The following is a 10,170-nucleotide window of genomic DNA, read 5'->3' on the forward strand; positions in this document are numbered from 1 at the left end:
CAGGGGCCGGGTGGCCGGCGACAACTGAAACTCTTGGTAGAAGCCGCGCAGCAACTCGAGAATTTCCCAATGTTCGGGCGTCAGGTCCAGCGCTTCAGCCGCGGCCAGGGCCTCGGCCGCTTCATGGGACCAATCCCCCAGGTCCACCAGGTAACCGTCCTTGTCCAGTTCGATGGCGCGTTCGCCCACAGTCAGTGCGTTCATAGCCAGGTGTTGACCTTGTCATGGGCCAGGGTCAGCTCGACGTACGCCGGGTAGTCGATGGCCTTGGCCCCGCTCGGTAGCTCGATGCCCCGGGCCTGCAGGTCTTCCTCCAGCACGAACAGGGCCAGGGCTTCACGCCCAGCAAGCTCGGCCCAGGCGGCAGTCCCCGGTTGCAGGGCATACACCGCATCGCCGCACAGCAGCAGGGCGTCCTGGCTGCCCAGCAGGCGCAGGCAACTGCTCAGGCGAGTGTCGGTGAAGGGCGAATGGGACAGCACATGCAAAGTCGACATCAGAGGGTCATCACTTGGTCGTAACGGTCGATAAGGGCCTGCAGTTCGGCGTCGCCGAGCACCTGCACCTCATCCAGGTTCAGCGCTGCCGGGTCCAGGCCCCGTTGCGCCACGCTGCTGGCGCAGGCAAACAATTCCTCGACGCCAAACAGCGACAAGGCCTGCAGGTTGGCGCTCAAGTCTTTCTGCTGCAGGGCCTGGGCCTTTTGCCCCGGCGCCAGTTGCAGCACGCCGTCGTCGAGAAACAGTACGCCGATGGGCAGGTCGAAGGCGCCGCCGGCCAGCACGATGTCCAGTGCTTCCCGGGCGCCTGGGCCGGACCAGGGGGCCTGGCGGCTGACAATCAATAGGGACTTGGGCATTTCAAGGCCCTCCAAAGCAGATCAGGCGATCGGCCGCTTGCACCGCATCGTGCAACTGGCCCAGGCCGGATAATTCCCAAGGGGCTTCGATGTTCACCGCCGAGCGCTGATAGCGCTGGGCCTCTTCGGCATTCAATACGCCCCGGCGCAACGCGGCGGCGATACACACCACGCCATCGAGCTGGTGCTGGCTGACGAAGTCGCGCCATTGCCGGGGCAGGTCCTGCTCATCCTGGGGCGTGACGACGGTGTTGGCGGCGCTGTGCACGCCGTCCTGATAAAAAAACAGCCGGACAATCTCATGCCCGCCGGCCAGGGCCGCCTGGGCGAACAGCAGGGCGCGGCGCGAGGAGGGCGTGTGCGCGGCGGAGAACAGGGCGATGGCGAACTTCATGACGGACTCGGTCAACAAATCTGGCGCAATGATAAAGCTTTCTGCCCGGCCCGGCGAAGCCCGATTCAGCGCGGCATGTAACCCAGTTGCCAACGGTGGGGAATCTTCAGCGACGCCAGCCCCAGCAGCGCCGACAACGCGCCGCTGACCCACAGCGCGCGGATGCCCATCTGGTGTTCCAGCAGTGCGCCGATCACTGCTCCGACCAGCATCCCGGTCCACGGCACCAGTTGCACCCGCCAGCCACTGCGCCGCTCACCGAGCATCCAGCGCCCCAGCCCGCGGCCGAAGCGAGACAGGGCGCCGGTGACGTAGGTCAGGCCCACGGGCAGGCCGTTCACCTGTTCCACCGCCGCGTTGAGCATGCCCATGGCAATAATCGCCACCAGCAGCGCCGGCAGTTGGCTGGTAAACGGCCAGGCTGCCGCCGCGCACAGCAGGGTGGCGGTGCACAGCAGCAGGGGCAGGGCGCGGCGGCCGCCGAGGCGACTGACGACGATGCCCAGGGCGTTGCCGAGAATAAAGGTGGCGATGCACAGCAGCAGGCGCAGGGTCAGGCTGAAGTCGCCGTCGCTGATGGCCACCGCCATGCGCGTGGTGTTGCCGCTCATAAAGGAGACGAAATCACCGGTGGCCATAAAGCCGATGGCGTCGGTCATGCCCGCCAGCACCGACAGGCTGGCCACCAGGCCAAGGCCGATCCGACCACGCCATTTCTGGGTATGCAGCAACCCGGGGTGGGTACGGGGTTTGGGGGGCAGTGGCAGCATCAGCGAGCACTCATGGGCGGTGGTCCTAGCGGGTGAACGGGGCCTAGCGTACGAAGTCCAGGCCGTGCAACTGGCAGTATTCTGCCCAGTCCATGCCAGCCATTTCCGCCACTTCCTTGTGCACTTCCAGGCGCTGGGCCTGGAAATCTTCAGCGCTGGCGGCCGTCAATTGCAAGCTCAGTTCCCAGGCAAACAGCCCCAGGCGTTCGGCTTCGGCCTCGAAGGCTTCGTGCAGACGTTCCTCGCGGTACTGCTCCGGGGTTTCGCCCTTGACCTGGGCCTCCAGCGGGTTGAGCTTGTCCAGCGATTCGCGCAGCGCGGGGCGGGCGGCGAGGAAGCGGTCCAGGGCCAGTTGGTGATGGGGTGCGTGGGCGGGCATCAGGGCTCCTTGAGGGGCACGGGCAGCCTTGATGGTTCAAGGCTGGGTCGTTGGCTGTTCGGGCATTTCGCTACGCATCTGCTGCAGGTCCTTGCGCGGGATCACGTAGGTGCGGGCGAGCATATCGCCTATTCGCTGGCAGCGGCGTGATTCCGTGCAGGCCAGAAAGGGGATAAACAGCAAGGCTGCTTCCGGGTAGCGGGTCGCGCCCCTGATCAGCACCTGGATCAGCGTCGGCGCGCCACCCGCGCCATTGATCACCACCAGGCCCAAGGCGTACTTGCCGGGTGTCCGCCCCTTGAACAAGTACTCCCAGGCCACGAAGCACAAGGGCCCGATCACCATGAACAGGATCGAATGCAGATAGGGTTCCCGCCACCGCTGTTGCTCAAGCTCGAGCATTGCGCTGACCGATGGCAGCGCCAGCAGCCAGTGAAGGCTCAGGGACAGGATTAAATACACCAGCAGCACCACCACGTGGTCGAGCACAAAGGCAACGCCGCGGCGCAGGATCAGTTGGGTTCTTGAGACGTCCATGTGGGTTTCCGGAATTCCTGGCAGAGCGGGTGGCGCATTGTACGGTGCAACACTGAAGGCCGTCCCAACGGCGTAAAACTGTGGGGTGGTGCACAGGGTGGCAAGAAAACCTGAACCTTTTCAAAGTCCTGCTGTTCGAAGGCGTTGGTAAATGATTTGCCTTCTAAATGGAGATTGAAAAGCAATGTCAAGGTTACTCGCACGCCTGCTGGTGAAATCCTCCGCCGTTGTCCTGGCCGCGCTGCCGGTTTGCGTCATGGCGGCACCGGCCACCGGCCCCATTTCTACCCTGGGCATCATGGGCAGTTACAACGACTTCAAGCTCGACGACGGGGGCGACAGGCAGGACTACCACCTGCCCGAGGCCGGGGTGTTCTACACCTTCGGCAACAAGCTGACCGGTGAAGCCGGGTGGGTCTACCAGGCAGGTGTCGAAGCCAAGTTCGGCAAAAGCGACGATAACAAGCTCAAGGAAGGGCAAGCCGACCTGGACCTGGGCTGGCGCGCCGCCCTGGATGCGCGCAATTTTGTCGACGTGCTGGTGGGCGGCGGTTACAGCTGGACCCGCTACGAGCCCGAGACCGACGACTTCGACCTGCACCTGACCAACAAGTCGCCGTTCGCCAAGGCAGCAGTGGGCTACAACCACCAGTTCGACAACGGCACCCTGCGAGTGGAATTGGGGGCACGCCGCGCCTTCAACGCCAAGACCCACATCAAGGTCGATGGCCTGGGCAGCGACAACGTGGACCTCAAGGACCGCACCAACCCTTACGCCGAAGTCAGCTTCCTGATGAACCAGAACGCTGCGATGCCAGTGATGGCCGGTGTCTACTACACCCGCACCGAATACAAGCTGGACCAGGATTCGGACGTCGCCGACAACACCCGCCTCAAGCGCAACGAATACGGCGTCAAGGTCGGCCTGGCCTTCTAAAGCCATCGCCGGCAAGCCGGCTCCTACAGGATGGTTACGCCGCATACCCCCTTGTAGGCGCTGGCTTGCCAGCGATCACGCCCTCAAACCTTGCGCCCCTGTTACGGGTGGGGCTCTACAACAGCTTCCACGTATAGCTCAGCAACACCCGGTTCTCATCGATGTCGGTACGGTAGTTGGAGCGTGCTGCGACGTTGCGCAGTTTGATCCCCAGACCGCCCAGGGTGCCAGACTGCACCACATAACCGATGTCCAGGTCGCGTTCCCAGTCCTTGCCTTCATAGCCTTTGCCGGTGTCCACATTGTCGCCGCTGATGTAGCGCACGGTGGTGGTCAGGCCGGGAATGCCCATGGCCGCGAAGTCATAGTCATAGCGCGCCTGCCACGAGCGCTCGTCGGCGTAGGCGAACTCATAGGTCGGTACTTCGTTGCCCAGGGGCGTAATGTTGGCAAACACCCGGGGGAACGAACTGTCGCCGAACATTCCCTGGTAGCCCACATAGAAGGTATGCCCGCCACGCTTGGCCGAGAGCAGGGAGAAGAACGCCCGGTTGTCGATCGGCCCCAGCAATTGGCGGCCGTCCTCATTGGCGTCGTAGTAGCCGAGGTTGGCCCCGAGAACCCAGGTGCCCACTGGCTGACTGTGCTTGAGGCCGAGAAAGCGCTGTTGATAGAGGTCTTCCAACTGGCCGTACCAGGCGCTGACTGTGGTGCGCTTGCCATTGAAGGCGTAGTCGGCACCGCCGTAGTTGAACCCGTCGCTGCTGACCTGGCGTTGCGGTACATGGCCCAGCATGGCCTGCAAGTCGCTGTGGCCGGATTCGTTGCGCAGGCTGGTGGAGCGCAGGTGGCCGCCTTGCAGGGTCAGGCCGTCGATGTCGTTGGAGGTCAGGCTGGCACCCTGATAGGACGGCGGCAGCAAGCGGATATCACTGAAGCTCAGCACCGGCAGGTTGGGTTGCAACTCACCGACCCGCAGCTCGGTTTTGCCCAGGCGCACTTTCAGCGCCGCCCCCAGGCGGCTGTAACTGTCCGCCGCCTCGCCATCCGCTTGCACTGGCAGCAGGCCGCTGTTGACCCGGCCCTTGCCGCTGTCCAGCTTGAGCCCCAGGGTGCCGATGGCGTCCACCCCGACGCCCAGCCACCCCGGTGTATAGCCGGATTTGACATTGAGGATGAAGCCTTGGGCCCATTCCTGGGCCATGGATTTTTCCGGGCCGCGGATATCGGAGTAGTCCCGGCTGAAAAAGTAGTTTCGCGCTTGCAGGGTGGCCGTGGCGTCTTTGATAAAGCCGCCGTCATCGGCCAACAGGGGAAGGGGGGCACTCAGGCACAGCGCGCCGCAGGACAGCACGCCCAGGTTCTTCGCAGGTTTCATTGCTTTTCACTCTTATTGTTATTGAAAGCAGTTCACTGCCGCGCAGGCTAGGGACGTGGTGGGGTGGGCAATAGCCGCTTTGTGCAGACCTTTATCCCTTTTCTGCACAGGGGAGGCGCGACCCGTGGCGGGTCGCGATAAAACGCCGGGCTCAGGTTCGGCCGGCGCGCAGTTCGTCGATCATCCGCAGGCAATGTTCCAGCCCGGGCGAGCCGTCGCCGACCCGGCGGCTGAGGATGATGGGGGAGGTGGCGTTGCTTTCCTGCAAGGGGCTGAAGCCGATGTCATCGCGGTGCAGCACCTGCACCGAGGCCGGCACCAGGGTGATGCCGATACCGGCGCCCACCAGGCCGATGGCGGTCTGCAGCTCATTGGTCCACTGGGCAATCTTGATGTTCAGGCCGTGGGCGCCGAACAGCGCGATCACATGGTCGGCATAGCTGGGCCGTGGGTTGCCCGGGTACAGCACAAAGGGCTCTTCGGCCAGTTGCGCCAGGGTCACCGGTTGCCCCAGCAGCGGGTGGCCGGCAGGCAGGGCGGCCACCAGGCGATCCTCGGTCAGCACCCGCTGGACGATGGCCGGGTCGTCGATATGAATGCGCCCGAAGCCAATGTCGATACGCCCGGCCTTGAGGGCTTCGACTTGTTGCAAGGTGGTCATTTCCGAGAGCCCGAGTTCCAGCTCCAGGCCCTCGTTGCCGCGCAGGCGGCGGATCAGTTGTGGCAGCACCCCGTACAGCGTGGAGGGCGCAAACCCGATGCCCAGCCAGGTTTTTTGCCCTTGGCCGATGCGCCGGGTGTTGTCGCAAACCTTGGTCAACTGCTCCAGCAGCACGCTGGAATGGTCATAGAAAAACCGCCCGGCCTCGGTTAGCCGCAGCGGTCGGCCGCGCTCCAGCAACAGCACCCCGAGTTCGTCCTCCAGTTGCTGGATCTGCCGGCTCAAGGGCGGCTGGGCGATGTGCAGGCGCTCGGCGGCGCGGGTGAAGTTGAGGGTTTGCCCCAGCACCTGGAAGTAACGCAGATGACGCAGCTCCATGCAGCCTCCGATGAGATTTGTGAATACCTTTAAGGTATCGAGCCAGATCAATTCTATATTGGAACCTCGGAAAAAGCCGGAACAGAATCGGTGCCATAACTTCAAGAACCTGACGGGTATGGACATGCTTGCTTCCGCCATTGAATCGATCGAAACGATCATCGTCGATCTGCCGACCATCCGCCCCCACAAGCTGGCCATGCACACCATGCAGAACCAGACCCTGGTGCTGATCCGCCTACGTTGCGCAGACGGTATCGAAGGGATTGGCGAGTCCACCACCATCGGTGGCCTGGCCTACGGCAACGAAAGCCCCGACAGCATCAAGACCAACATCGACCGTTTCTTCACCCCGCTGCTGGTCGGTCAGGACGGCGCCAACATCAACGCCGCCATGTTGCGCCTGGAGCGCAGCATCCGTGGCAACACCTTCGCTAAATCAGGTATCGAAAGCGCCTTGCTCGACGCCCAGGGCAAACGCCTGGGCTTGCCGGTCAGCGAGCTGCTGGGCGGCCGTGTGCGAGACGCCTTGCCCGTGGCCTGGACCCTGGCCAGCGGCGACACCGCCAAAGACATCGCCGAAGCCGAACAGATGCTCGACCTGCGCCGCCACCGCATCTTCAAGCTGAAGATCGGCGCCGGTGAAGTGGACCGCGACCTGGCCCACGTGATCGCGATCAAAAAAGCCCTGGGCGACCGCGCCAGCGTGCGGGTCGACGTCAACCAGGCCTGGGACGAGGCCGTGGCCTTGCGGGCCTGCCGCATCCTCGGCGGCAACGGCATCGACCTGATCGAACAACCCATCTCGCGCAACAACCGTTCGGGCATGGTTCGCCTCAACGCTTCGAGCCCGGCGCCGATCATGGCTGACGAATCCATCGAATGCGTGGAAGACGCCTTCAACCTTGCCCGCGAAGGTGCGGCGTCGGTGTTCGCCCTGAAGATCGCCAAAAACGGCGGCCCCCGCGCCACCCTGCGCACCGCGGCGATTGCCGAGGCAGCGGGCATCGGCCTGTACGGCGGCACCATGCTCGAAGGCGGCATCGGCACCCTGGCCTCGGCCCATGCCTTCCTGACCCTGAACAAGCTGAGTTGGGACACCGAGCTCTTTGGTCCCTTGCTGCTGACCGAGGACATCCTTCAAGAGCCACCGGTCTACCGCGACTTCCAACTGCATGTGTCCACGGCCCCAGGCCTGGGCTTGAGCCTGGACGAGGAGCGCCTGGCGTTCTTCCGCCGTGACAAAAACACCCCCACCCTTCATCACGTCTGAGGAGAGCGTCATGCTGTTCCACGTCAAGATGACCGTGAATCTGCCGGTCGATATGAACCCCGAACGCGCCGCCCAGCTCAAGGCCGACGAAAAGGCCCTGGCCCAGCGCCTGCAACAGCAGGGCAAGTGGCGGCACCTGTGGCGCATCGCCGGCCTGTACGCCAACTACAGCGTGTTCGACGTCGACAGCGTGCAAGAACTGCACGACCTGCTGATGCAATTGCCGCTGTACCCGTACATGGCTATCGAAGTCGATGCGATGTGCAGGCATCCTTCGTCCATTCATGAGGATGACCGCTGAGCCCGTGCCAGCCCGTTCAACACTCTAATAAATACAAGATGAGGAATTAATCATGAACGTCAAAATCTCCCATACTGCCGCCGCCCAGCAGTTTCTCGAAGAGGCCAGCGGCCAGTTCACCGAAGGCGGCAACCCACGGGCCAAGGCGATCATCTACCGCATCCTGCGGGACTCGGTGAACATCATCGAAGACCTGGCAGTGACCCCGGAAGAATTCTGGAAAGCCGTCAACTACCTCAACGTGCTGGGTGCGCGCCAGGAAGCCGGTTTGCTGGTGGCCGGCCTGGGCCTTGAGCACTACCTGGACCTGCTGATGGACGCCGCCGACGAACAGGCCGGCAAAAGCGGCGGCACCCCGCGCACCATCGAGGGCCCGCTGTACGTGGCCGGCGCACCCCTGAGCCAGGGCGAGGCGCGCCTCGACGACGGCGTCGACCCGGGCGTGGTGCTGTTCATGCAGGGCCAGGTCAAGAACACCGCCGGCGAGCCATTGGCCGGGGCCATTGTCGACGTGTGGCACGCCAACACCGGCGGCACCTATTCCTACTTCGACGGCAGCCAGTCGGAGTTCAACCTGCGCCGGCGCATCGTCACCGACGCCGAGGGCCGCTATCGCTTCCGCAGCATCGTGCCGTCCGGCTACGGCTGCCCGCCGGATGGCCCGACCCAGCAACTGCTGGACCAATTGGGTCGCCACGGCCAGCGCCCGGCGCACATCCACTTCTTTATCTCGGCGGACGACCATCGTCACCTGACCACCCAGATCAACCTGGACGGCGATCAGTACCTGCACGACGACTTCGCCTACGCCACCCGCGACGAGCTGATCGCCCAGATCACCTTCAGCGAAGACCCGGCGCGGGCCCAGGCACTGGGCGTCAGCGGGCGCTTTGCCGAAATCGAGTTCGACTTCACCCTGCAGTCGTCGGCCCAGCCTGAAGAGCAGCAGCGCATGGAGCGAGTGCGCGCCCTGGAAGACTGATAAATGATGTGCTGATGTTTCCAACCACGGGATGACCTAGCGGCCGTCCCGTGGTTTTTGGCATTGTGGCAAGCGTTGTAAAACAGTGTTTAAAAGCGTTGCGTGATAAGCCAGCGGTGGCGATCGATCACCGTCCGATAATAACAATCAGAGTGACCGGGTTATGGAAACGCATCTGTTGAGTGAGCGCAGTCGGGTGTTTGTGCAGGCCGACCCCTACGCGGTATCCGGCTATGTGAACCAGCACGTGGGCAATCACTGCATTCGCCTGCCCAAGTCCGGCAGCCCCCAGGCCAGCCTCAATCACCGCCAGTTCGCCAGCCTCGACCTGTGCAGCATCAGCTACGGCGGCAGCGTGCGCGTAACCTCGCCGGCCCTGGAAACCATCTACCACCTGCAAGTCCTGTTGCGCGGCCACTGCCTGTGGCGCGGCCATCAGCAGGAACATTACTTCGCCCCGGGCGAACTGTTGCTGATCAACCCCGATGACCCGGTGGACCTGACCTATTCCGACGATTGCGAAAAATTCATCATCAAGATGCCCACCCGCCTGCTGGAGTCGGTGTGCCAGGAACAGCGCTGGCTGTACCCGGGGCAGGGCGTGCGCTTTTTGGAAAACCGCTACCAGCTGCATGAGCTGGAAGGCTTTATCAACCTGCTGAGCATGGTCTGCCGCGAGGCCGAGGCGGCCGAGTGCATGCCCAAGGTCCAGGAGCATTACGCGCAGATCGTGGTCAGCAAAATGCTCAGCCTGATGAAGACCAACGTCCGGCGCGCAGGCCTGGGTTCATCGTCGGCGACCTTCGAGGTGATTGCCGACTACATCGAGCGCAACCTCAAGCAAGACATCGGCTGCGAAGAGCTGGCGCAACAGGCGCAAATGAGCCTGCGCTCGCTGTACGGCCTGTTCGAACGCAACGCCCAGACCACCCCTAAGCACTACATCCGCCAGAAGAAGCTGGAGCGGGTCCACGCCTGCCTGCGCGACCCCAGCAGCCACGTGCGCAACGTCACCGAACTGGCCATGGACTTCGGCTTCCTGCACCTGGGGCGCTTCTCGGAAAACTACCGCAAGCAATTCGGCGAACTGCCCTCCGACACCCTCAAACGCCGCCACTGACCCCACGCTCCCGCAGGTGGCTCGCCAGCGATAGCGTCCCGGAAGCCGCCATCGCCGGCAAGCCGGCTCCTACAACGGTGCTGCGGGCTGCCCCCCTGTAGGCGCTGGCTTGCCAGCGATAAGGCCCACCAGCCCAACACAACGCTCAAGACCGCCATCGCCGGCAAGCCGGCTCCTACAACGGTGTTGCGGGCAGGCCCC

At 63.6% G+C, this 10,170-nt stretch carries 14 protein-coding genes; 5 read left to right on the forward strand and 9 right to left on the reverse strand.

The genetic code is table 11. The features are described 5' to 3' along the window. The 7 genes from M1B35_RS27165 to M1B35_RS27195 all read right to left on the reverse strand — a co-directional run. Positions 1 to 204: TusE/DsrC/DsvC family sulfur relay protein (locus tag M1B35_RS27165; RefSeq protein ID WP_268263606.1), on the reverse strand; the 204-nt coding region annotated here is incomplete at its 3' end. Continuing rightward, the gene (tusB, locus tag M1B35_RS27170) at positions 201 to 497 is read right to left on the reverse strand and encodes a sulfurtransferase complex subunit TusB (protein WP_123335579.1); all 297 of its coding nucleotides are present in this window, start codon (positions 495 to 497) and stop codon (positions 201 to 203) included. The genes tusB and M1B35_RS27165, both read right to left, overlap by 4 nt. Beyond that, positions 497 to 859 carry a sulfurtransferase complex subunit TusC gene (gene tusC, locus M1B35_RS27175; RefSeq protein ID WP_268263607.1) on the reverse strand — a complete coding sequence of 121 codons (363 nt, stop codon included), beginning with the start codon at positions 857 to 859 and terminating at the stop codon, positions 497 to 499. Before tusC ends, tusB begins: the two co-directional genes overlap by 1 nt. 1 nt (position 860) lies before the next feature. Next, a complete protein-coding gene (gene tusD / locus M1B35_RS27180; RefSeq protein ID WP_123336095.1) occupies positions 861 to 1,253 on the reverse strand; it encodes a sulfurtransferase complex subunit TusD in 393 nt (130 codons plus the stop codon). A gap of 65 nt (positions 1,254 to 1,318) precedes the next feature. Then, on the reverse strand, positions 1,319 to 2,023 hold the full coding sequence (locus tag M1B35_RS27185) for a YoaK family protein (protein WP_123335583.1): 705 nt from the start codon (positions 2,021 to 2,023) through the stop codon (positions 1,319 to 1,321). Between the two features lie 43 nt (positions 2,024 to 2,066). Next, complete coding sequence (locus M1B35_RS27190) at positions 2,067 to 2,402, reverse strand: DUF6388 family protein (RefSeq protein ID WP_268263608.1); 336 nt, start codon at positions 2,400 to 2,402, stop codon at positions 2,067 to 2,069. Positions 2,403 to 2,438: 36 nt separating this feature from the next. Continuing rightward, entirely contained in the window at positions 2,439 to 2,939 is a 501-nt protein-coding gene (locus tag M1B35_RS27195) for an RDD family protein (RefSeq protein ID WP_268263609.1), read from the reverse strand. A gap of 184 nt (positions 2,940 to 3,123) precedes the next feature. On the opposite strand from M1B35_RS27195, the gene M1B35_RS27200 reads away from it, so the two are divergent. Then, positions 3,124 to 3,876, forward strand: a complete 753-nt coding sequence (locus M1B35_RS27200; protein ID WP_268263610.1) for an outer membrane beta-barrel protein — start codon at positions 3,124 to 3,126, stop codon at positions 3,874 to 3,876. A gap of 115 nt (positions 3,877 to 3,991) precedes the next feature. Here M1B35_RS27200 and M1B35_RS27205 read toward each other — a convergent pair whose 3' ends face one another. Together M1B35_RS27205 and M1B35_RS27210 are read right to left on the reverse strand one after the other, a co-directional pair. Continuing rightward, entirely contained in the window at positions 3,992 to 5,254 is a 1,263-nt protein-coding gene (locus M1B35_RS27205; protein ID WP_123335591.1) for an OprD family porin, read from the reverse strand. A 151-nt stretch (positions 5,255 to 5,405) separates the two neighbouring features. Then, a complete protein-coding gene (locus M1B35_RS27210) occupies positions 5,406 to 6,293 on the reverse strand; it encodes a LysR family transcriptional regulator (protein ID WP_268263611.1) in 888 nt (295 codons plus the stop codon). 124 nt (positions 6,294 to 6,417) lie between these two features. Here M1B35_RS27210 and M1B35_RS27215 point away from each other — a divergent pair, with 124 nt between their 5' ends. The 4 genes from M1B35_RS27215 to M1B35_RS27230 all read left to right on the forward strand — a co-directional run bounded on the left by M1B35_RS27215 (position 6,418) and on the right by M1B35_RS27230 (position 9,969). Beyond that, a complete protein-coding gene (locus tag M1B35_RS27215) occupies positions 6,418 to 7,566 on the forward strand; it encodes a muconate cycloisomerase family protein (RefSeq protein ID WP_268263612.1) in 1,149 nt (382 codons plus the stop codon). A gap of 10 nt (positions 7,567 to 7,576) precedes the next feature. Further along, positions 7,577 to 7,867, forward strand: coding sequence for a muconolactone Delta-isomerase (gene catC / locus M1B35_RS27220; protein ID WP_123335597.1), 291 nt, complete (start codon positions 7,577 to 7,579; stop codon positions 7,865 to 7,867). A gap of 52 nt (positions 7,868 to 7,919) precedes the next feature. Further along, positions 7,920 to 8,849: a catechol 1,2-dioxygenase gene (gene catA, locus M1B35_RS27225; RefSeq protein WP_123335599.1), complete on the forward strand. Its 930-nt coding sequence runs from the start codon at positions 7,920 to 7,922 to the stop codon at positions 8,847 to 8,849. A 163-nt stretch (positions 8,850 to 9,012) separates the two neighbouring features. Then, positions 9,013 to 9,969, forward strand: coding sequence for an AraC family transcriptional regulator (locus M1B35_RS27230; protein ID WP_123335600.1), 957 nt, complete (start codon positions 9,013 to 9,015; stop codon positions 9,967 to 9,969). Positions 9,970 to 10,170 lie beyond the last annotated feature (201 nt).

This window comes from Pseudomonas morbosilactucae (assembly GCF_023241665.1).
Taxonomy (GTDB): Bacteria; Pseudomonadota; Gammaproteobacteria; order Pseudomonadales; family Pseudomonadaceae; genus Aquipseudomonas; species Aquipseudomonas morbosilactucae.

Bases quoted from the DNA above. Each gene is read 5' to 3' on its own strand.
- tusB (WP_123335579.1), bottom strand. From the start codon at position 497: ATGTCGACTTTGCATGTGCTGTCCCATTCGCCCTTCACCGACACTCGC.
- tusC (WP_268263607.1), bottom strand. From the start codon at position 859: ATGCCCAAGTCCCTATTGATTGTCAGCCGCCAGGCCCCCTGGTCCGGC.
- tusD (WP_123336095.1), bottom strand. From the start codon at position 1,253: ATGAAGTTCGCCATCGCCCTGTTCTCCGCCGCGCACACGCCCTCCTCG.
- M1B35_RS27185 (WP_123335583.1), bottom strand. From the start codon at position 2,023: ATGCTGCCACTGCCCCCCAAACCCCGTACCCACCCCGGGTTGCTGCAT.
- M1B35_RS27190 (WP_268263608.1), bottom strand. From the start codon at position 2,402: ATGCCCGCCCACGCACCCCATCACCAACTGGCCCTGGACCGCTTCCTC.
- M1B35_RS27195 (WP_268263609.1), bottom strand. From the start codon at position 2,939: ATGGACGTCTCAAGAACCCAACTGATCCTGCGCCGCGGCGTTGCCTTT.
- M1B35_RS27200 (WP_268263610.1), top strand. From the start codon at position 3,124: ATGTCAAGGTTACTCGCACGCCTGCTGGTGAAATCCTCCGCCGTTGTC.
- M1B35_RS27205 (WP_123335591.1), bottom strand. From the start codon at position 5,254: ATGAAACCTGCGAAGAACCTGGGCGTGCTGTCCTGCGGCGCGCTGTGC.
- M1B35_RS27210 (WP_268263611.1), bottom strand. From the start codon at position 6,293: ATGGAGCTGCGTCATCTGCGTTACTTCCAGGTGCTGGGGCAAACCCTC.
- M1B35_RS27215 (WP_268263612.1), top strand. From the start codon at position 6,418: ATGCTTGCTTCCGCCATTGAATCGATCGAAACGATCATCGTCGATCTG.
- catC (WP_123335597.1), top strand. From the start codon at position 7,577: ATGCTGTTCCACGTCAAGATGACCGTGAATCTGCCGGTCGATATGAAC.
- catA (WP_123335599.1), top strand. From the start codon at position 7,920: ATGAACGTCAAAATCTCCCATACTGCCGCCGCCCAGCAGTTTCTCGAA.
- M1B35_RS27230 (WP_123335600.1), top strand. From the start codon at position 9,013: ATGGAAACGCATCTGTTGAGTGAGCGCAGTCGGGTGTTTGTGCAGGCC.